Source organism: Mesorhizobium sp. WSM4904, from assembly GCF_029674545.1.
GTDB lineage: Bacteria > Pseudomonadota > Alphaproteobacteria > Rhizobiales > Rhizobiaceae > Mesorhizobium.
In genome coordinates, this window is sequence record NZ_CP121354.1 from 2281891 (window position 1) to 2301704 (window position 19814).

The 19814-nt window shown below is 64.1% G+C and carries 19 protein-coding genes; 5 read left to right on the top strand and 14 right to left on the bottom strand.

Annotated elements, in window-relative coordinates; genetic code table 11:
• Window positions 1–25: 25 nt before the first annotated feature.
• Complete coding sequence (locus QAZ47_RS10890; RefSeq protein WP_278233789.1) at window positions 26–205, bottom strand: hypothetical protein; 180 nt, start codon at window positions 203–205, stop codon at window positions 26–28.
• 324 nt (window positions 206–529) lie between these two features.
• On the opposite strand from QAZ47_RS10890, the gene QAZ47_RS10895 reads away from it, so the two are divergent.
• A complete protein-coding gene (locus QAZ47_RS10895; protein WP_278073924.1) occupies window positions 530–964 on the top strand; it encodes a hypothetical protein in 435 nt (144 codons plus the stop codon).
• A gap of 239 nt (window positions 965–1203) precedes the next feature.
• Here QAZ47_RS10895 and QAZ47_RS10900 read toward each other — a convergent pair whose 3' ends face one another.
• The 8 genes from QAZ47_RS10900 to QAZ47_RS10935 form a co-directional block, all read right to left on the bottom strand.
• Window positions 1204–2394: an NADH-quinone oxidoreductase subunit D gene (locus QAZ47_RS10900; protein ID WP_278233236.1), complete on the bottom strand. Its 1191-nt coding sequence runs from the start codon at window positions 2392–2394 to the stop codon at window positions 1204–1206.
• 172 nt (window positions 2395–2566) lie between these two features.
• Window positions 2567–2962: a hypothetical protein gene (locus QAZ47_RS10905; protein ID WP_278206767.1), complete on the bottom strand. Its 396-nt coding sequence runs from the start codon at window positions 2960–2962 to the stop codon at window positions 2567–2569.
• A 120-nt stretch (window positions 2963–3082) separates the two neighbouring features.
• Complete coding sequence (locus QAZ47_RS10910; RefSeq protein ID WP_278233237.1) at window positions 3083–4690, bottom strand: FGGY-family carbohydrate kinase; 1608 nt, start codon at window positions 4688–4690, stop codon at window positions 3083–3085.
• Window positions 4691–4722: 32 nt separating this feature from the next.
• Window positions 4723–5451, bottom strand: a complete 729-nt coding sequence (locus QAZ47_RS10915) for an SDR family oxidoreductase (protein ID WP_278233238.1) — start codon at window positions 5449–5451, stop codon at window positions 4723–4725.
• 118 nt (window positions 5452–5569) lie between these two features.
• A complete protein-coding gene (locus tag QAZ47_RS10920; RefSeq protein ID WP_278073929.1) occupies window positions 5570–6454 on the bottom strand; it encodes an AraC family transcriptional regulator in 885 nt (294 codons plus the stop codon).
• A gap of 171 nt (window positions 6455–6625) precedes the next feature.
• The gene (locus QAZ47_RS10925; RefSeq protein WP_278233239.1) at window positions 6626–7576 is read right to left on the bottom strand and encodes an ABC transporter permease; all 951 of its coding nucleotides are present in this window, start codon (window positions 7574–7576) and stop codon (window positions 6626–6628) included.
• Between the two features lie 23 nt (window positions 7577–7599).
• A complete protein-coding gene (locus tag QAZ47_RS10930) occupies window positions 7600–9120 on the bottom strand; it encodes a sugar ABC transporter ATP-binding protein (protein WP_278233240.1) in 1521 nt (506 codons plus the stop codon).
• A 73-nt stretch (window positions 9121–9193) separates the two neighbouring features.
• Window positions 9194–10306: a sugar ABC transporter substrate-binding protein gene (locus tag QAZ47_RS10935; RefSeq protein WP_278233241.1), complete on the bottom strand. Its 1113-nt coding sequence runs from the start codon at window positions 10304–10306 to the stop codon at window positions 9194–9196.
• A 412-nt stretch (window positions 10307–10718) separates the two neighbouring features.
• On the opposite strand from QAZ47_RS10935, the gene QAZ47_RS10940 reads away from it, so the two are divergent.
• On the top strand, window positions 10719–11876 hold the full coding sequence (locus tag QAZ47_RS10940) for an SGNH/GDSL hydrolase family protein (RefSeq protein WP_278233242.1): 1158 nt from the start codon (window positions 10719–10721) through the stop codon (window positions 11874–11876).
• A 53-nt stretch (window positions 11877–11929) separates the two neighbouring features.
• Here QAZ47_RS10940 and QAZ47_RS10945 read toward each other — a convergent pair whose 3' ends face one another.
• A complete protein-coding gene (locus QAZ47_RS10945; protein WP_278233243.1) occupies window positions 11930–12889 on the bottom strand; it encodes a dihydrodipicolinate synthase family protein in 960 nt (319 codons plus the stop codon).
• Between the two features lie 95 nt (window positions 12890–12984).
• On the opposite strand from QAZ47_RS10945, the gene QAZ47_RS10950 reads away from it, so the two are divergent.
• Window positions 12985–14025 carry a proline racemase family protein gene (locus tag QAZ47_RS10950; protein WP_278233244.1) on the top strand — a complete coding sequence of 347 codons (1041 nt, stop codon included), beginning with the start codon at window positions 12985–12987 and terminating at the stop codon, window positions 14023–14025.
• Window positions 14026–14155: 130 nt separating this feature from the next.
• Here the strand turns inward: QAZ47_RS10950 and QAZ47_RS10955 are convergent, their stop codons facing one another.
• Window positions 14156–14902, bottom strand: a complete 747-nt coding sequence (locus tag QAZ47_RS10955; protein WP_278233245.1) for a phosphoribosyltransferase — start codon at window positions 14900–14902, stop codon at window positions 14156–14158.
• Between the two features lie 42 nt (window positions 14903–14944).
• Window positions 14945–16222: a 5-aminolevulinate synthase gene (gene hemA / locus QAZ47_RS10960; RefSeq protein WP_278233246.1), complete on the bottom strand. Its 1278-nt coding sequence runs from the start codon at window positions 16220–16222 to the stop codon at window positions 14945–14947.
• 127 nt (window positions 16223–16349) lie between these two features.
• On the opposite strand from hemA, the gene QAZ47_RS32090 reads away from it, so the two are divergent.
• Together QAZ47_RS32090 and tnpA are read left to right on the top strand one after the other, a co-directional pair.
• Window positions 16350–16730, top strand: a complete 381-nt coding sequence (locus QAZ47_RS32090) for a hypothetical protein (RefSeq protein WP_347567191.1) — start codon at window positions 16350–16352, stop codon at window positions 16728–16730.
• A 174-nt stretch (window positions 16731–16904) separates the two neighbouring features.
• Window positions 16905–17333, top strand: coding sequence for an IS200/IS605 family transposase (gene tnpA / locus QAZ47_RS10970; protein WP_278233247.1), 429 nt, complete (start codon window positions 16905–16907; stop codon window positions 17331–17333).
• Between the two features lie 130 nt (window positions 17334–17463).
• Here the strand turns inward: tnpA and fixJ are convergent, their stop codons facing one another.
• Both fixJ and QAZ47_RS10980 read right to left on the bottom strand, forming a co-directional pair.
• Window positions 17464–18075, bottom strand: a complete 612-nt coding sequence (fixJ, locus tag QAZ47_RS10975) for a response regulator FixJ (protein ID WP_278233248.1) — start codon at window positions 18073–18075, stop codon at window positions 17464–17466.
• On the bottom strand, window positions 18065–19594 hold the full coding sequence (locus QAZ47_RS10980) for a PAS domain S-box protein (RefSeq protein ID WP_278233791.1): 1530 nt from the start codon (window positions 19592–19594) through the stop codon (window positions 18065–18067). Before QAZ47_RS10980 ends, fixJ begins: the two co-directional genes overlap by 11 nt.
• Window positions 19595–19814: the final 220 nt, after the last annotated feature.

Below are 19814 nucleotides of genomic sequence, written 5' to 3' on the forward strand. Positions count from 1 at the left end.
CGTGCCCCTGGCGCCTGCCGAGCTGTCAGATGTTGCGCTGGAGATTTCCCCACGCCGAGTGCTTGGGAGGCACATCGTTCTCATCCGGATTGGGGACAGGCTCCTCGTCCGGCAGCCGCTCCGGATCCGGTTCGCGCATCGGCTTCGGGTCGGGAAAAGGCGGCGGCGTGGGCACGGGCGTGGGCGTAGGATCGGGATTGGGGATAATGGCCATGCTGTGGGTTCCCTCGTTGCGCTGGCGGGTCGTCGGCGTGACGCGGTTTCCGGCAACCGGATATCTGCCCGACCAGAACATGACGGATTGATCGCAGCGGCCCCGGCGCCGATCGAGCGCCCGAGGGGCGGCTGACGCTGGCAGAACGGTCAGGGCCGCGGATGGTTCCAAGGCGAGCCTGCCGCATTCCGGCGGCGGCGGACGCGAATGCCGATCAAATGATTCCTGTAACCCGTTTCGGCTCTTGCCGGTGTCGCGTAGCGCATTAGTTCCGTTGCGGGGCGGGTGGTCAAACTGCCGACATAGGAGGCGGCCTTGAAGTACCAAACCGTTGATCAACTCAATGCCGTTGCCGACGTTAATGCTGAAGCAGCGGTTCTTCTTGCCAGTCGAGGCCAGCGCCTCGAACGCTGGGCGCAACTTCTCGAGCAGGACCCTGGCCGGCGCCTGACCGCGCTTGCGGGTACTGAATACGCGACCCCCGACGTGCGCGAAAGGATGCGTGCGGCCGGATCGCCGATCACTGTCGCTTTCGAAGACCCGATCTTTCGTGCGCAAGGCTTGCACGACGACAGTTACGGCGAAGCGAAGCGCTTCTTCGAGCTCAGCGACTGGCAGTTGCATGAGGTCGTCTGCCATTGCCATGTCGGCGCCAATCTGCCGGCCCGCTGGGCAGCGTCCCGCGTCCGCGCGGCGATCTCTCCAGGCTCGGGCATTCTTGCCTGGCTGAGATCGGTGTTCATGCACTGAGGCGACTGCCGCGGTTCGCGGAACCGCGGCAGGTTCAATACCGGACTTTGCCGGAGGCGAGGGGAGTTTCAGCTCTCTCCGCCGGCCGGCAAGGTTAGACCTGGGCAGCCTCGCGAGGGCACTTCAGCGTTCGGCAGAATCGCCGAGGTGCTCCGGTAGCCCGCGTTACGCACTTCCGGACGGAAAACCGCTATACTTTTCCTGGAACTGCTCCGGCTCCCTTTTCCGGACGGCTCCCGTCAGCGATCGATCTCGCCGAACACGATGTCCAGCGAGCCTATGATGGCCGCGACGTCGGCGATCATGTGCCCGCGCGACAGATAATCCATCGCCTGGAGATGGGCGAAAGACGGCGCGCGTATCTTGCAGCGGTAGGGAACATTGCTGCCGTTCGAGACCAGATAGACGCCGAACTCCCCTTTGGGGGCTTCCACCGCGGCATAGACCTCGCCGGCCGGCACGCGGTGCCCCTCGGTGTAGAGCTTGAAATGCTGGATCGTCGCTTCCATCGAGCGCTTCATCGTGGCGCGCGGCGGCGGCGTGATCTTCTGGTTGGGCGTGGCGACCGGCCCCGCGCCGTCGGGCATGCGCAGTTTTTCCAGGCATTGCCGCATGATCCGCACCGACTGCCGCATCTCCTCCATGCGCACGAGATAGCGGTCGTAGCAGTCGCCGTGCTTGCCGATGGGAATGTCGAAATCCATCTCGGGATAGCATTCATAAGGCTGCGCCTTGCGCAGATCCCAGGCGGCGCCCGAGCCGCGCAGCATGGGACCGGAGAAACCCCAGGCCCAGGCGTCATCGAGAGAGATGACACCGACATCCGCATTGCGCTGCTTGAAGATGCGATTGCCGGTGAGAAGGTCCTCGAGATTGTCGCAGACCTTCAGGAAAGGGTCACAGAAATCCCAGATGTCGTCGAGCAGTTGCTCGGGCAGATCCTGATGCACCCCGCCGACCCTGAAATAGTTCGCATGCATGCGGGCACCGGAGGCGCGCTCGTAGAACACCATCAGCTTCTCGCGCTCGGCGAAGCCCCAGAGCGGCGGCGTCAGGGCGCCGATATCCATGGCCTGCGTGGTGACGTTGAGCAGATGCGAGAGCAGCCGGCCGATCTCGCAGAACAGGACGCGAATGAGCTGCCCGCGCCGGGGAACCGGCAATTCGAGCAGCCTCTCGGCGGCGAGGCAGAAGGCATGTTCCTGATTCATCGGCGCCACATAGTCGAGCCGGTCGAAATAGGGCAGGGCCTGCAGATAGTTCTTGTATTCGATCAACTTCTCGGTGCCGCGATGGAGCAGACCGATATGCGGATCGGCGCGGTCGACGATCTCGCCATCCAGTTCCAGCACCAGCCGGAGCACGCCATGCGCCGACGGGTGTTGCGGGCCGAAACTGAGGGTGAAGTTGCGAACTGCGGTTTCGGTCACGGTGACCCCTCCGCGGAAGCTGTTTCGTTTCGGCCGGTGCAGTCCGATCAACCGCGCCAGAGCAATTCCAGAAAAACTGCACAGCCGTTTTCCGTCCGGAATTGCGTATAGACAAACACGTGGAGCGGGTCGGCGATCCTATCGAACGCTGAACCGCTCTAGGCAGCGCCGATCATGTGGTCGTCTGGATGATCAGCGTCAGCGTGCCGTCGCCATCGATGTTGGCTGCGACGACCTGCGAGGAATTCAAACCGTTCGCCTGCAGGACCGATACCGCCTCGGGCGAGGCATCGATCGATTTCTGCAGCTTTGCCAGGTCCTTGGCGGTCGTCCTGGTGACCACGGCTTCCGCCTGTGCCTTCACTTCGGCGGGCAGATCCTCGATCGCCACCACCACGACATTGGTGAATTTCTGACCGGAATTCTCCTGACCGGGTTGCGCCTGGTCCGGCGCAGGTTGCTGTGCAGGCGGCAAGGCCTGCGGCGGCTGCGGGTCCACACGCTGGGCCGAGACCGGCTGCGCCAGCGCCAGCGCTGAAAGCGTGAGGACCATCGTCAATGTCCGCATCGTCTTTCCTTCCATGTCTCGAAGTCTCACGACACAACCCCTCTGCCGGACGATGGTTCCCGGCGGCAAGTCGGAGGCGAAGGCCGACGAAGCCGAACAGCCGCCCGCCGCCAATGGGGATCAGGCGGCCAGCACCGACAGCGCCGCGGTCTGCAGGCGTTCGAACGCCGCAAAGCGCCTGTCGTGCCAGGCGGCAAGCGAGAGGTCGGGCGAATAGACCTCGCCCATTTCCGACATCGCCGACATGGCCGCGGGGAGGTCGGGATGGCGGCCGGCGGCGACGGCGCCGAGCATCGCCGAGCCGAGCAGCACCGGCTCTGGAGAGGTTGGCGCGTAGACCACCTTGCCGGTCGTGTCGGCGATGAGCTGCCGCACCAGCGGCCTTTGGCCGGCGCCGCCGCTGATGGCGATCGTGTCGATCTTGATGCCGCGGGCGCGCATTGCCTCCAGGATCTGCCGGGCGCCGTAGCCGAGGCCGCAAAGGCCGGCGAGATAGAGCGCGACGAGGCTGTCGGCGCCGGTTGCCATGTCCAGCCCGGCAATGAGCCCGCGCGCGTCGGGATTGGCCAGGGGGGCACGGTTGCCGAGAAATTCGGGAACGACGTGCAGGCCGCCGATCAGCCTGTCCGCCTTGGCCGCGCCACCATGGCGTTGCGCCTCCTGCGCCAGCCATTGGCTGAGGCTTTGGCCGTTTCGCGACGCAATCCCGGCGAGTTCGACCGCAGCGGGGTGCATGCCAACGAGGCGATCGATGGCGGCGCCCGCCGCCGACTGGCCGCCTTCGTTCAGCCACAGGCCGGGCACCATGGCGGAGAAATAGGGACCCCACACGCCAGGCACGAAAGCCGCCTGCTCGGTCGTCGTCATGGTGCAGGCGGAAGTGCCGAAGACATAGGCCATGCGCGTCGTCACGCCGCCGGCGCCGCCGCGCGCGCCGACCGAGCCGATGCCGCCGGCATGGGCGTCGATCATGCCGGCCGCGACCGGCGTTCCAGGCAGCAGGCCAAGCTCGGCCGCCGCCTCGTTCGTAAGGCCATTGGCGAGGGCGCTTCCGGGCGCCACGATCTCGGTGCCGATCCGCGCGAATTTCTCGTCCGCAAGCGCGCCCAGCCCTGCTTTCCGGAAATAGGCGTCGTCCCAGCGCGCCTCATGCGCGAGATAGGTCCATTTGCAGGTCACCGTGCAGGTCGAGCGCGCCAGGCTGCCGGTCGCCCGCCAGGTGAGGAAATCGGCAAGGTCCATGAACTGCCAGGCGTCAGCGAAAGTCCGCGGCATGTTCTCGGCGAGCCACAAGAGTTTCGGCGTCTCCATCTCGGGCGAGATGGTGCCGCCGACATAGCGCAGCACGCCCTCGCCGGTGTCGTTGATGCGGCGCGCCTGCTCGGTGGCGCGGTGGTCCATCCAGACGATGATGTTGCGGTCGGGATCGCCCGACGGGCTCACCGTCAGCGGCGCGCCGCCCAGCCCGAGAACGACAAGCGAGCAGGTCGCGTCGAAGCCGACGCCGTGCACCGACCGGGCCGAAATGCCGGCAAGCGACACGGCCTCGCGGACGGTGGCCGCAACCGCCCGCCATATGTCGTTGCTCGATTGCTCGACGATATGGCCTTCGGCATGCCAGATGGCGATGTCGGCCTTGGCGGATGCAAGCAGCACGCCTTGTTCGTCGAAGACGCCCGCGCGGGCACTGCCGGTGCCGATGTCGATGCCGATGAAATGGCTGCCCATGACTTCAGATCCTTCGCCCGATCCAACCGTTTCTATAGGTCATTGCTTTGCGGCAGGATGACAAGGTCGCGAATGGTGATGTTGCGCGGCCTGGTCAGCATGAACATAACGGCTTCCGCCACCTCGACCGGCTGCATCAGGCCGCCGGCGGCGAGTTCCTGCTCGAGCTTGTCCTTCGGCCAGTCCTTGATGAGCGCGGTGACCACCGGACCGGGCGCGACGGCGCCGACACGCAGGCCGTATTTGGCGACCTGTCGACGGACGGTGTGGACGAAGGCCTGCACGGCGTGCTTGGAGGCGGTGTAGATCGGCTCCCAGACGACCGGCACCAGCCCGGCGATCGAACTGGTCATGACGATGTCGCCCGTCTTGCGTTCGACCATATGCGGCAGCACGGCGCGGATGGAGCGGAAGGTGGCGTTGATGTTGAGGTTCAGCATGCGGTCCCAGGCATCGGGGTCGCCGCTCACCACCTCGCCGCCGATATAGGCGCCGGCATTGGCGTGGAAGATGTCGAGCCGGCCGGCGCGATCGAGGATCTGAGGCATCATGCGGGCGGCATCGGCGGCATCCGTCAGATCGACCCGCAACGGGACCGCCGCCGGGCCAAGCTCCTCGCAGACGGCATGCACCGCCTCTTCGTCGCGGTCGACCAACACCACGCGCGCGCCCTCCGAAACCATCATGCGGGCGCATTCGAGCCCGATGCCTGAGGCGGCGCCGGTGACCGCGGCGACCTTGTCGATCAGTTTCTGAGCCATGGGGTCCTCATGTTCCTATCGTCTTGCCGTTTCAGTTCGCACGCAGCCAATGCTTCGCCTGGCCGGGATTGGCTTGCCCCAACCGCGTCTCGATGCCGATGTTGCCGTGTCGGCCGCCTTAAGCCGCTTTCGCCAGGTTGATGTTGTGCAGTGTCAGCCGCCGGAAATGCGAAGGCGTCATGCCCTTTTCGGCGAGGAACTGCCGGTTGAAGTTGGAAAGGGTGTTGTAGCCGACCTCGAAACAGATGCTGGTGATCGAGGCCTGCTCGTCGCTCATCAGCATCTGGCAGGCCAGGTTGATGCGCAGCCGCTTCACATACTGCACCAGCGTCATGCCGGTGTGTTGGCGGAAGGAGCGGGAAAAGACGCTGGGCGACTGGCCGGCGATGGCGGCAAGGTCCGTCTCGCTGAAGGGCTGGGTCAGGTTCTCGCGCAGATAGGCCAGCGCCTTGTTGATGCCGGCAGACATGTAGCCGGACGGGTCCGGCAGGTAGCTCGCGCTGGCCAGCATGCGCGCGCCTTCGGCACGGCTGAGCAGGCCCATCATCATCATGAACAGCTCGATGCGGCGCACGCCTTGGGAATTCATGATTTCTTCCATCAGCGGAGCGATCTGTCGGCTGGTCTGCCGGCTGAAAAGCACGCCGCGGCGCGAGGCTTCGAGCACCGGCGTCAGGGCGGCGAGCTCGGGGAAGGTGTTGATGGCGCCGTCGATGAAGCCCTCATTGAACTGGATGATGCGGCAGCGCAGCGGCACCGTCGCATCCTTGGGCACGTCGCTCACCCAGTTGTGCGGCAGGTTGGGGCCGGCCAGCACCAGATTGCCCGGTTCGAACTCGCCGATGAAGTCGCCGACGAAATAGCGGCCGCGCGTGGCGACGATGAGATGCAGTTCGTATTCCGGATGGAAATGCCAGCGCACGGTGCGGAACGGATAGCCGTGCGACCAGGCGGTGAACGATTCGCCGGGCCTGATCTGCACAACCTCGAGATCAGGTTTCATCGCTGTTCCTCCTCGAAGCCTTCAACGTCATCGCCCTCATCGATGCGTTATTTGTCATCGGCCTCATGCCAGCCAAACTACTGAGCCGACAAAACCGGCGCCACCATGTTCCCATCCGATCATTGGTACTTTTTTGACTATACTGAGCCTCCACGACTCCGGCTCCAGCATTCAGACGACGCCGCGCTCCTCGCTTCTGATGCGGAAGGCGTCGACGGCGATGGCGAGCAGGATCATCGCGCCGCCGATCATCTGGATGTAGTAGGCCGAGACGTTGATGAGCTGCAGGCCGGTCTGGATGACGGTGATGAGCAGCGTGCCGCCGAGCATGCCGACGACACGGCCGCGGCCGCCGAAAAGCGAGACGCCGCCGATGACGGGTGCGGCCACGGCGTAAAGCAGCGTCGTGCTGCCGACGGTGACGCTGACGCCGCCGAGATAGGAGGTGTAGAGGAAGCCGGCCACTCCGGCGAGAAAGCCGGAAGCGGTGAAGGCGCCGAGCCTCGCTCGCTTGACGTTGATGCCGGCGGCATTGGCGGCACGGCGATTGCCGCCGGTGGCATAGAGGTTCCGGCCCCAGGCGGAATAGGCAAGCACGACATGCGCCAGCAGATAGGCGACGAAGAGGGCGATCGGCATCACCGGCCAGTTGCCGACGGTGGCGCTGCCTATGTAGCTGTAGCCCTCGTCGGTGACGACCATGGTGCGGGCCTGAGTGGCGCCGAGCACCGCGCCCTGCAGGAAAAGCCCCATCGCCAGCGTCGCGATCAGCGAGTTCATGCGCAGATAGGCGACGAAATAGCCGTTGAGCAGGCCGACGAGGACACCGGCAGCGACGGTGACGAGCACGGCCAGCGTCCAGTGGACGCCGAACTGCTGCATGGCGTAGGCGCCGACCATGCTCGAAAAGACGAGATTGCCGACCACCGACAGATCGATCTCGCCGATCAGAAGCGTGAAGGAAACCGCAAGCACAAGGACGCCGAGCGTTGTCGCCTGCACCAGCACATTCTGCAGATTGCCTTCCGAGAGGAAGAACGGATTGAGAAAGCCGGCGAGGATGCTGAACACGACTATCAGGATCCAGACCACATTGTCGAGAAGGAATTTCTTGCTGGCCATTTTGGAGCCTTACCTCAAAACTCTCATCGCGCCGTTCTCGCTTCGGCGATCGCGTCGATGGTTATCTCGGCGCGCTGCAGCGTGCGCGCGATACGGCCCTTGGAAAAGATCACCACGCGGTCGACGAGGCGCTGCATCTCTTCCGGGTCCTGCGCCAGCAGCAGCACGCTGACGCCGTTCCTCGTCGCGTCGTCGATCAGGCGGTGGATCTGTTCCTTGGCGGCGACGTCGACGCCGACGGTCGGCTCATCGAGCAGAAGCAGCTTTGGCTTGCGTTCCAGCAGCCGGCCTAGCATCACCTTTTGCTGGTTGCCGCCGGACAGCTCGCCGATCTCCTGGCCGCCGCTGCCCATGACGATATCCATGGCGCCGCGCGCCTCGCGCATGCGGCGGTTCATGTCCGATCCGCTGACCAGCCAGCCGAGCGACCGCGGCCAATTGCCGAGGTTGAGGTTCTCCGTCACCGACATCGAGCCGACCAGGCCCTCGCCGATGCGGTCGTGGGTGAGGTAGGCGACGCCGGATTCGAGGCTCTGCCCCGGCGAGCCGAGACGCAGTGCGCGGCCATCGATGACGACGCTGCCGGCTTCGACCGGCAGCAGGCCACCCAGCGCCCGCATCAGTTCCTGCGGTCCTTCGCCGAGCAGACCGACAAGGCCGACGATCTCGCCATGGCCTATCGTCAGATCGACCGGCCCGCCGCCGGGAAAGCAAAGTCCGCTGAGCGCGATGGCGGCGGGGTGATCCTCTCGGCTGCGGTGGAATTCGGCGACGTCGGCGCCGGTGATGACGCGCGCCATGGCATCGGCCGACAGTGCCGCCGCCTTGCCACTGGCGGTGACCTTGCCGTCGCGCAGCACCGTGTATTCCGAACAGAGCTGACGCACCTCGTCATTGTGGTGCGAGATGTAGATGAAGGACGTGCCCCTTTCGGTGAGGCTTTCGACCCATTCGAGAAGATGCAGCCGTTCGGCCGCGGCGAGGCCCGCCGTCGGCTCGTCGAGGATGATCAGCGAGGCTTCGGCCGCGACCGCCTTGATGATGGCGAGCCTTCGCCTGTCGCTGGCGCCGAGGTCGCCGGCGCGCCGCCTCGGGTTGACCGGCATGCCGTGGCTCTCGAGCAGGCGCGCCGCCAGGCGGTGAAGCGCCGGCCAGTCGGTCAGGCCGAAGCGCGTAGGCAAATCGGGCAGCAGAAGGTTCTCGCCGATCGAGAGGTCCTCGAAGATCTCGGAATGCTGGGACAGAAGATGGAGCCCACGCTTCTTGCGGGCGGTCAGCGGCAAGGCCGATACGTCCTCGCCGTTGAGCAGGATGGTGCCGCTGTCATGGCGCAGCAGGCCGGCGATGATGTTGGACAGCGTCGACTTGCCGGCGCCGTTCTTGCCAAGCAGGCCGTGGATCGCGCCGCGCGACACGCTCAGCGAGACGCCGTCCAACACTGCAAGCGGGCCGAAGCGCTTGAAGACGTTGTCGACGGTCAAGACGGCACCGGCGCTGTCCGGCGCAAGACTATCGGGCACGATCGTGCCTTCGGCGACATTCATCTGGATAACCGGTAATTCCGAAATGGGGTGAGAACGCGACGGCGCGTTCCCACCAGTCTCGTCGGTTGCGATCTCAGCCGGCGTTCTGCTGCATCTTCCACACCTGGGTCACGACATTGGCCCAGTGGCGCGGGTCGTCGGCGTTTTCCTTGGTGAGGAAGTAGGGCGGGATGGTGAGCAGCGGGCCGGACGGGCTGTCGGCGATGGTGCCCTTCTCCCAGAAATACTTCTTGTTCTCGTAAGGCCCGGTCGGGACCGGCTTGCCCTTCAGCGTGTACTCTTCCAGCAGATCGACGACGATCTCGACATAGGCGATCGGGTCCTGCGCGATATCGGCGTCGATCTCGCCGGCCTTCACCCATTCCAGCGCGTTCGGCGAGGCATCGATGCTGGTCAGGATGATGTGCTTCTCGTGACCGACCGGGAACAGCCGCTGCTGCGTTTCGAGCGCCTTGCGCGCATCGACGACGAAGATGTCGGTGGGCATGTGGATGGCGTCGAGGTCCGGCCGTTCGCGCAGCGTCGCCGAGACCACGGCAAGCGCCTGCTCATGCTGGTTGTTCTGCGGCCGCGAGATGATCTCGATGTTGGGGTATTTGCTCTTCAGCGTGTCCTCGAAACCATCCTTGCGGTCGCGCAGCGCGACCGCCGTCAGCGAGCCGTAGTTGTTGAGCACGCTGCCCTTCGGCGAACCGTATTTCTTGGTGAGCAACTCGGCGGTCTTCTCGGCCGCCATGACGCCCGACTGCTTGTTGTCGAAGGTGACGGAGGCCGCCACCTCGCCGCCGGTGAGCACGGTGTCGACCATGCCGAGCGGCACGCCGAGCGACTTCGCCTTCTTGCTCAGCGGGATGAGCAGCTCCGAATCCAGCGCGTCGGAAATGAGGTAGCGCGGCTTCTGCAGGAGAAGGCTGTTCCAGTCGTTCACCTGCGCGTTGGCATCGCCGTTGGCGTCCTTGCCGACGAATTCCAGGCCGAGGCTCTCGACCTTGCGCTTCAGCGCCTCCTGCAGCACGACGAAGAAGAAGAAGCCGAGATAGCCCGTCTCCCAGGCCACGACCTTGGATGCCGCACCTTGCGCCGCGGCGCGCTCGCCTCCCGCCAGCAGCAGGCCGCCGGCAGCGGCTGCCGCGCCCTGCAAAAGCGCGCGGCGGTTCATCGTAAAGCTGTTGGTTTCGGAACCCATGTCTCGCTCCCTAGAATGGTTGGAATCCTTTGCCGGCGCGGCTTTTCCACCAAGCCGCCCGGCGGGCACGCAGCCCCAGACATCTCCCGGAACGTCTCCTCCCCCGGTGATCCGATGTCGATTTCAGGCTAGGCGCGCGCTGTCCGGCCAGCCACCACGTTCCGGGGCGGGTGTTAGTACTTTTTTGATTCCACTCGAAAAAGACGATGCTGCGGCTGCGCCGTCGTTCCCGGAAAGTGAAGGGCTGGACTGCCGGCGCGTGGCGCGGCGAGTCAAAAATGTATGTGTCGCGGAAAGTGCAATCGGTAGCCTGCGCCGCGCGCTGCGGCTATCTGTGTTCGCGCGGGCTACGCCGAAAATCGAAGGGATGGAGAAGATGCAAAATTGGATCGGAACTTGGAGCGCCAGCCCGATGAATGTATGGCCTGGGGACGCCGTGCTCTACGGCTTCCATCAGCAGACGGTGCGCCAAGTGTTGCGCGTCAGCAAGGGCGGCGAGAGGTTGCGATTGAGGCTGTCCAACGAATATGGCGCCTCGCCGATTCGGATCGGTGCCGCCACCGTGGCGCTTGCCGCGAAAGACGGTGCCGTCGACGCCGCCAGCATCCGTCAAGCGACATTCGGCGGTGAGAGGCGAACCGATCTCGCGCCCGGCGCCCCGCTGCTCAGCGATCCGATCGAGCTCAAGGTTCCGGATCTCGGGCAGATCGCGATCAGCCTCTATTTCCCCGGCTTCGCGCCGATCGAGACCTACCACTATGAGGCGCAGCAGACGGCCTATATCTCCGAGTTCGGCAATTTCGCCGACGCGCCCGAACTGCCTGTGCAGCAGACCTCGACCAGCCGCTATTTCCTCAGCGCCGTCATGGTCGAGAGCGGGCCGGGCAGTGGCTCGCTGGTTTGTCTTGGCGATTCCATCACCGACGGCTTCGGCTCGACCGTCGACGGCAATGCGCGCTGGCCGGACCGGCTGGCGGAGCGGCTCGCGAAAAGCGGCCGGCTGTCAGGCATTGGCGTCCTCAACCAGGGGATCGGCGGCAACCGCGTGCTTGTCAGCCGCGCCCGCGGCGCCAATGCGCTCGCCCGCTTCGACCGCGACGTGTTGAGCTTTCCCAACGTCAAATGGATTTCGGTGCTGGAGGGCATCAACGATATCGGCTGGCCGGAAACCATGCTCGCCGGAGGCCAAGAGGCCGTGGCCGTCGAAAGCCTCATTTCAGCCTACCGGCAGATTATCGCACGCGCCCGCCTCAGCGGCATCAAGGTGCTGCTCGGCACGCTGCCGCCCTTCGGCGGCGCGTTCGAAGGCCAGCCGCTAAGGACCTTCTATTCTGCGTCCAAGGAGCGCGACCGCCAGGCGGTCAACGCCTGGGTCAGGACATCGGGCGAAGCCGATGCGGTCGTCGATTTCGAGCGCGCGCTGGCCGATCCCGCCGACCGGACCAGGCTGCTCCCCGCCCTCGATTGCGGCGACGGCCTGCATCCGTCCGACGACGGCTACGCCGAAATGGCCAAGGTGTTCGAGAAAGCTTTCGAGGGATTGCTCGCTGGCCAGCTGGCTCCGAAATGACGGCGGAGGGAGCGCGTTCTGGTTCAGCGAGCTTCCGCCGCCGTACGGGCCAATCAGGCAGCGTATCTCGCCATTGCGGGCTGCCTCGACCACTGGGCGTACCAGGCATCGAACAATTTTAGCTGCGCCTCGGCAAAGCCGCGCTGGCTGTCGGTGAGGGCATCCGTCTCGTTGAAGTGAAGCCGGTATTCGGGATTTCCCTTCAGCACCATCATGTGCTTGAAATAGAGCACCAGGTCGGGGCCTTCATCGAAGGAGGAGAGCACGGCGAGCGCCGCATCCAGCTCCAGCGCCAGCCGACGCGCTTCGGCGTCGCCCTTCGCCGCCGCCTGGCTGAGACCGACGAGATGCAGCACTTCCTTGGGCAGCACGTTGCCGATGCCGGTGATGGCACCGGACGCGCCGCAATTGACGAAACCATGAAAGACCGCGGTGTCGACGCCGATCATCAGCGCAACCTCGTCGTCGCGGCTGGTGATGTTTTCCGCCGCATAGCGCAAATCCGACGGGCCGCCGAACTCCTTGAAGCCGACCAGGTTCGGATGTTCGGCGCGTAGCGCGAAGAAGAGATCGGCGCGCGTGGCAAAGCCGTAGTAGGGGCTGTTGTAGATGACCGCGGGCAGATCGGGTGCGGCTGAGAGAATTGCCTTGAAGTGGTGGCGCTGCGCCGTGACCGAAGGCCCGCGCGACAAGACGCGCGGGATCACCATCAGGCCGCGTGCGCCGACCTTCTGGGCGTGCGCGGCGTGCGCCACGGCACTGGCGGTGTTGACCGCGCCGGTGCCGACGATCACCGGGACGCCGGCTTTCACCAGCCGCTCGACGCCTTCCATGCGCTGCTCGTCGCTCAGCAATGGCCAGTCGCCCATGGAGCCGCAATAGACGACCGCCGACATGCCGGCGGCGATCAGCTCGCGTCCCTTGCGCACGAGCGGGTCGAAATCGGGAAGGCGATCATTCGTGCAAGGCGTCATCAACGCCGGCATGCAGCCGGAAAAGACGTTGGCGTTCATTCGGATTCTCCTTGAGGCTGGCACGCAGATTGGTCAGTTTGTCCCGGAGGCGTACCGCTTGCCAAGCGGATAGTCGTGGTCGACAGGGAGAAACAATGCGTACCAGATCAAGCATTCGCGTCGTCGGCTGCCATGCCGAGGGTGAGGTCGGCGACGTCATCGTGGGCGGCGTGCTGCCGCCGGCAGGCCGCACGATGATGGAAAAGATGATCACGATGGAACGCGATCACGACCATATCAGGCGCATGCTGATCTGCGAGCCACGCGGCAGCGTCGCCCGGCACGTCAATCTCCTGGTTCCTTCGACGCGCGCGGATTGTGTCGCCGGAGCGATCATCATGGAGCCGACGGAGTACCCGCCGATGTCCGGCTCCAACACGATCTGCGTCGCCACCGTGCTGCTCGAGACCGGCATGGTGCCGGTGAACGAACCCGAGACGCGCTTCAAGCTGGACATGCCGGGCGGCGTCATCGAGGTGCGCGCCGAATGCCGCGACGGCAAATGCCTGTCGATCACTTTCCGCAACGCGCCCGCCTTCGCCGAACGCCTCGATGCCAATATCGAGGTCGAGGGGCTAGGAACGCTTAAAGTCGACATCGCCTATGGCGGGATGTTCTACGCCATTGTCGACGCGGCAGCGCTCGGCTTCTCGGTCACACCCGACGAGGCGCGCGACCTGGCGGTGATCGGCGAGAAGGTCCGCCGCGCTGCACGCGAGCAGCTCGATGTCGTGCATCCGGAATTCGACAATGTGCGCGGTGTGTCGATCGTGCAGTTCGCCATGCCGTTCCAGGGGCCGGGCAATGTCACGCGCAACACCTGCATCGTCTCGCCCGGACGCTCCGACCGCAGCCCGACGGGAACCGGCACATCGGCCCGCATGGCCGTGCTGCAGGCGAGGGGTCTGATGGACGTCGACGACGTTCTCATCCATGAATCGATCATCGGCTCGCGCTTCACCGGCAGAATTCTCGAACTGACCGAAATCGCCGGCCGCAAGGCGATCGTGCCGCAGATCACCGGCCGCGCCTGGATCACGGGCGAGCACAACTACTACCTCGATCCGACGGATCCCTATCCGCAAGGCTATGTGCTGTCGGACACGTGGGGCACGTCGACCTCGGTGACGCAGTAACGCGATCGGCGATGCCGATGGACGGACAGCCGAGCTGGCCGAAGGTATCTTCGGAGCGGTCTTCCATTGCTTGCGGCTGCAGCGTGCCTCTTTGCAGTCGCGTTGCAGGCTCGCGTTGGATCACCACAGCCTAAAGCGCGTCGCGATCTTTCGGATTCGCTCGATGCGCCTTAGGTTTTACGCATGTCTTTGACCCGAAACCGGTTCCCACCTTCGGGAGACATGGCTTGGCATTCCGGCTGCGTGCGGCCTCGTCGCAGATGGCAATGACGTCGTCGTCCGAGAGCTGAGGAAAGTTGAGGTAGTTTTGGCTGAGCGCCCGGAAATGTGCTAGTTCACTCAGGCAGACGGTCCAGTCGGCTTCCCCGGCAAGGTCGGTCAACGTCTCGGGTGGCGCCACCGGCAGGGCTACGACGATTTCGAGAGGTGAACGCCTCTTCAGCGCGCGGATCGCGACCTTCATCGTCGTTCCGGTGGCGGCACCGTCGTCAACGACGATCACCGTCTTGCCGCCTACCTCAAGAGGCGTGTGCTCGCCGCGATATGCCATGCGGCGCCTTTCAAGCTCCGGACGTTCCTTTGCGACAAGATCCCGGAGTTCGTCATCGCCGAGCGAGTAGGCCTCCATGGCCTCCCGGTTGAGCACGACGTCCGGCGGGTCGCCATCGACGATCGCGGCGACTGCCAGTTCCGGATTTTCCGGCGCTCCGACCTTTCGCACTATGGCCAGGTCAAGTGGCGCGTTGAGGGCCTTGGCGACCTCGGCGGCGACCGGAACGCCGCCCCTCGGCAATGCGAGCACGATCGGGTTCTCGAGCTGAAGCTTTTCCAGCTCGACCCCGAGCTTTCGTCCCGCCTCCTGGCGATCGCGAAACATTGGTCATTTCCCCGTCATGATCGCTACCGGATTGGAAACTTGCTACCCGCCCGATTTCGCCACCAAGAGCGGAATGATGCGGTCGCTCTCGGCGACGGCGGGGCGGCCGGCGGCGCCGTAGGGGATGCCGAGCGCGTCCCAGGTCTCGACCAGCGCGTCCTGCAATTCGGCGATCAGCGCGTCCGAATGGAAGGGTGTGGGCGTGATGCGCAGCCGCTCGGTGCCGCGCGGCACCGTCGGGTAGTTGATCGGCTGGATGTAGATGCCGTGGACGCCGAGCAGGCGGTCGCTCGCCATCTTGCACAGCTCGGGATCGCCGACCAGCACCGGCACGATGTGGGTGGCCGATTCCATCACCGGCAGCCCGGCCGCGGCAAGCACCTGCTTGGTTCTGGCCGCCTGGCGCTGCTGCGCGTCGCGCTCGACCTGCGAGCGCTTCAGATGCCTGATCGAGGTGGTGGCCGCCGCCGCGATCGCCGGCGGCAGCGCGGTGGTGAAGATGAAGCCCGGCGCATAGGAGCGCACCGCGTCGATCACCGCGCTCGCGCCGGTGATGTAGCCGCCGAGCGTGCCGAAGGCCTTGGCCAAGGTGCCCTCGATGATGTCGATGCGGTCGGCAAGCCCCTCGCGCTCGGTGATGCCGCCGCCGCGCGGCCCGTACATGCCCACCGCATGCACCTCGTCGATATAGGTCATGGCGTTGTAGCGCTCGGCGAGCTCGACGATCTGCCGGATCGGAGCGATGTCGCCGTCCATCGAATAGACGCTTTCGAACACGATCAGCTTGGCGCGCTCGCGCCCTGCCGCCTGCAGCAGGCTTTCCAGATGCGCGACGTCGTTGTGGCGAAAGATCTTCTTTTCGGCGCCGGAGCGCCGCACGCCCTCGATCATCGAGGCGTGGTTCAATTCGTCGGAGATGATCAGGCAGTTGGGCAAAAGCCTGGCAATGGTCGAGATCGAGGCCTCGTTGGAGACGAAGCCGGAGGTGAAGACCAGCGCCGCCTCCTTGTCGTGCAGGTCGGCCAGCTCATGCTCGAGCTCGACCAGCGGGTTGGAGGTGCCGGAAATGTTGCGGGTGCCGCCGGCGCCCGAGCCCATCTTGCCCGCCGCGGTCTGGAAGGCGGCGATCACATCCGGGTTCTGGCCCATGCCGAGATAGTCGTTGGAGCACCAGACGGTGATTTCCTGGGCGCGGCCGTTGGAACGCCAGATGGCGCGCGGAAACTTGCCCACCATGCGCTCGAGGTCGGCGAAGACGCGGTAGCGCCGCTCCGCATGGAGCTGCTCGATCGCATCTTCGAAGAACCGCTGGTAATTCATTGTTGAACTCCTATGCAGGAAGCGAAGCGCCGCCCGCGAGTTGCGGCGGTTCGATCCGCTGGACTCAAACTTATGAACCGAGGGAAGGCTCCGCTTTGAGCTATGTCAAATCGCAGGACGCCTGGATGTGTTCGACGTGCCGCCGAACGAGACCGCGCTCCGTGGCCAAGAAGCTCGCGCCCAAAAAGGCAAGGGCATTGCAATCCCGCGACCGCTGCGGGAGGTTCGACGCAAACGACCAAAACTGATTCAAGTCAAGGCGAGAAACCACTTTTCAGCTCATGCTGATCGAATGTGGAATCCCATAGCAAGCGCTCCGTTTGGCCGCAGCCTCGAACTAGCCGTTCTGGACGAGGATGGCTTGCATGCGCTTGTATTTCCTTGCGAAAAAGGTCGGGAAGGATGGCGGGATGCCGTTACCGGCGTGCGTGTCGATATCCGGCCGACCCACTGGCGCGAATGGGATCCCCAAAAAGATAAGACGGCTTCGCTTCGAAACCTGCCTTAGAGCGGCAAGTCCGGACGGAAAACCGCTGCGCACTTCTTCTGGATTGGTTGCTTTAAAAGCCTGTCGCGATCTTTCAGGTTCGCTCGGTGAGCTTTAGAGTCCCCGATAGGGGATCAGGAAACCCCACGCCTTTAGGCGGCTGGGATTGCGACGTTTGCAGTGTAGATTGGCTGGATGGAAGCGTACAAGCGCGGCAGCCATACGGTTTGGGACTGTAAGTATCACCTGGTGTGGGTGACGAAGTACCGCTACGCGGTGCTTGGCGGCGACGTTGGCAATCGATGCCGGGAACTGTTGCGCGAGACGGCGCAAGCGCACGAGATGGTGGTGCACGCCGGGTCGATCAACCGCGACCATGTGCACATGCTGGTATCGATCCCGCCGAACCTGTCGGTATCGCGTGCGGTGCAATACCTGAAGGGGCGCAGTTCGCACAAGCTGCTGAGCGAGTTCGGGATATTGCGCAAGCGCTACTGGGGCCAGCACTTGTGGGCGAGCGGTTACTGGGCGGCGACGAGCGGGAACGTTACCGATGAGATGTGGGTTGAATACATCAAGAACCAGACACCACCTGAGCCCGACGACAACTTCAACGTGACATGAGTTGGCGCCAGTCCGCCAGCGGGCGGACCGATCCGGCTTTAAGCCGTAACCTGAAGCCACCGCCTTGTAGGCGGTGGAGAATTCACGTGCCTTTGCCCCGGGACCGGTTCCCGCCTTCGGGAGACATGCTTCAACGTTTGGGCTCGGCGATCAAGGCCATGCGCACCAGATGCGAGAGGCTGCCGGCGCCCATCTTGCTCATGACGTTGGCGCGATGGATTTCGACCGTGCGTGGACTGATCCCGAGATCATAGGCAATCGTCTTGTTCGGCAGCCCGGAGACAAGCCCGTCGAGCACTTGACGCTCTCGCTCCGACAAGGTGGCAAGGTTCTTCCGGATCTCGGCCGATTGCGGGTGCGTGGCTACCGCTTGAGTTCGGTTATCCAGGGCAGAACGAATGGCATTGATGAGCACCTCATCGTCGAATGGTTTCTCGATGAAGTCGGAGGCGCCCTCCTTCATCGCCTGGACAGCCAGTGCGACGTCGGCATGCCCCGTCATCACAATCACGGGCACGCTCAAGCCACGGGCTTTCAGTTGCCGCAGGAATTCGATGCCGTCGATGCCGGGCATGCGCACGTCGGTGACGATGCAGCCGTCGATCTCCTTGGGTTCCGCCGCCAGGAACGCGGTTGCCGATTCATGCAGGCGCACGGCAAAGTCGGCTGTCGCAAGGAGGAAACCCAGGGACTTGCGAACGTCGACGTCGTCGTCGACGACATGCACAACATCATTGGCCACTGGCAACCTCTTCCTTCTCTACAGCGCGCAGCGTGAACCGAAACGCGGTGCCGCCGCCGGGTGGCGACTCTGCCCAGATATGACCACCGTGGGACTCGACGATAGTGCGACAAATGGACAGGCCGACACCCATTCCGTGCTTCTTGGTGGTGACGAAAGGCTGGAAGAGCTGGGCCGAAACCTCTGGCGCCAACCCCGGGCCGGTATCGATGACGCCAACCTCCATCATACCATCGTGCCGCGCCGTGGTTGCGACACGCAATTCCCGACGTGGCGCGCCGTGCATGGCCTCCACGGCGTTTCTCATCAGGTTCAGCAATACCTGCTCGATCTGAATTCTATCGGTCAATACAAGCTCGGCCGCCGGGTCGAGATCGTAGCTGACGCGCACGTCCGCTTCCCTGGCGCCGACCAAGGCGAGCGACGAGGCGTCCTCGATGAGCGTTGGCAGACGTTCGACTTTATGCTCGCTTTCGCCCCTGGCGACAAAATCCCTGAGACGACGGATGACGTCGCCGGCGCGCAAGGCCTGTTCGGCAGCCTTCTCGACAGCTTCATGCAACATGGCGGCGTTCTCGTCCTTGCTCTTCTCGAGGAGGCGGCGGCTGCCTTTGAGATAGTTCGTGATGGCCGTCAGCGGCTGGTTTATCTCATGCGCCAATGTCGAGGCCATTTCGCCCAGCGCGGTGAACCGCGCCATGTGAAGCAGCTCCTGCTGCTGCTCCTGCATCCTGGCTTCCGTCCTGTGGCGTTCCGTCAAGTCGCGGCAGAAGCCGGTGAAGAAACGGCCCGTTCCCGGATGCATTTCGCCGACGGCGAGTTCCATCGGAAACGTCGATCCGTCCTTGCGCATTCCGGTCACCGCACGCCCTATCCCGATGATGCGCCGCTCCCCAGTCGTCAGGTAGCGCTGCATATAGGCGTCGTGCTCGTCCCGGTATGGGGAGGGCATAAGCAACTTGACATTTTGACCGATGACTTCGCTGGCCTTGTAACCAAACAATGTCTCGGCGGCCGTGCTGAAGGATTGGATATTGGCGCTTTCGTCGATGACGATCATCGCATCGGGCACGGTCGCCAAGATCGAGCGCAGGTGGTCTTCGCGCAATTGCAGCGCAGCATTGGCGAACGACAGGTCGCTGACATCCGTGCCCTGAACGAAGATCGCGGCGATCCGGCCGTCCTTGGCCCTGATGGGCTGGTAGACGAAGTCGAGGATACGCTCTTCCGCAAGGCCGGTTTCAGGATTGCGCAGGACAATTTTGGCATTGCGGCCGACATAAGGCTCGCCGGTTTCGCTGACACGATCGAGCAATTCGAAGAATCCCTGGCCCTCGAGCTCGGGCAAGGCCTCGCGAACCGACTTGCCGATGACCTGCCGTTGGCCGATCAGGTGTTGGTAAGCAGCATTGGTCAATTGAAAGACGTGGCCCGGCTCGCTGAGCAGGGTCATGAAACCCGGAGCCTGATCGAACATCAGCGCGAGAAGCTGATGTTCCGGCAAGTAGTCTCGCCCCATTTCACCACCAGATGCCGGAAGTGCCGCGGCGACGGCTTCGGGTGAAACTTCTCCCTTTTTGCTCACGGCATTCTCCGGGTTGAAGCACGGCAGCGGTCGCTGATGTAGCACTCATCTTTTTACCCGCCAAACAGTCACTGCGGGCGATTTTGATCGGTATCAAGGCACTGCACTCCGCACGATGCAAAAACGACGGAGACTTTCCGCGTCGGCGAGGTGC

Coding starts and splice junctions, on each gene's coding strand:
- QAZ47_RS10925 (WP_278233239.1), bottom strand. CDS start 7,576: ATGGCCAGCAAGAAATTCCTTCTCGACAATGTGGTCTGGATCCTGATA.
- QAZ47_RS10905 (WP_278206767.1), bottom strand. CDS start 2,962: ATGCGGACATTGACGATGGTCCTCACGCTTTCAGCGCTGGCGCTGGCG.
- QAZ47_RS10910 (WP_278233237.1), bottom strand. CDS start 4,690: ATGGGCAGCCATTTCATCGGCATCGACATCGGCACCGGCAGTGCCCGC.
- QAZ47_RS10980 (WP_278233791.1), bottom strand. CDS start 19,594: ATGGGGCGAGACTACTTGCCGGAACATCAGCTTCTCGCGCTGATGTTC.
- hemA (WP_278233246.1), bottom strand. CDS start 16,222: ATGAATTACCAGCGGTTCTTCGAAGATGCGATCGAGCAGCTCCATGCG.
- tnpA (WP_278233247.1), top strand. CDS start 16,905: ATGGAAGCGTACAAGCGCGGCAGCCATACGGTTTGGGACTGTAAGTAT.
- QAZ47_RS10920 (WP_278073929.1), bottom strand. CDS start 6,454: ATGAAACCTGATCTCGAGGTTGTGCAGATCAGGCCCGGCGAATCGTTC.
- QAZ47_RS10950 (WP_278233244.1), top strand. CDS start 12,985: ATGCGTACCAGATCAAGCATTCGCGTCGTCGGCTGCCATGCCGAGGGT.
- QAZ47_RS10955 (WP_278233245.1), bottom strand. CDS start 14,902: ATGTTTCGCGATCGCCAGGAGGCGGGACGAAAGCTCGGGGTCGAGCTG.
- QAZ47_RS10940 (WP_278233242.1), top strand. CDS start 10,719: ATGAATGTATGGCCTGGGGACGCCGTGCTCTACGGCTTCCATCAGCAG.
- QAZ47_RS10915 (WP_278233238.1), bottom strand. CDS start 5,451: ATGGCTCAGAAACTGATCGACAAGGTCGCCGCGGTCACCGGCGCCGCC.
- QAZ47_RS10930 (WP_278233240.1), bottom strand. CDS start 9,120: ATGAATGTCGCCGAAGGCACGATCGTGCCCGATAGTCTTGCGCCGGAC.
- QAZ47_RS10945 (WP_278233243.1), bottom strand. CDS start 12,889: ATGAACGCCAACGTCTTTTCCGGCTGCATGCCGGCGTTGATGACGCCT.
- QAZ47_RS10935 (WP_278233241.1), bottom strand. CDS start 10,306: ATGGGTTCCGAAACCAACAGCTTTACGATGAACCGCCGCGCGCTTTTG.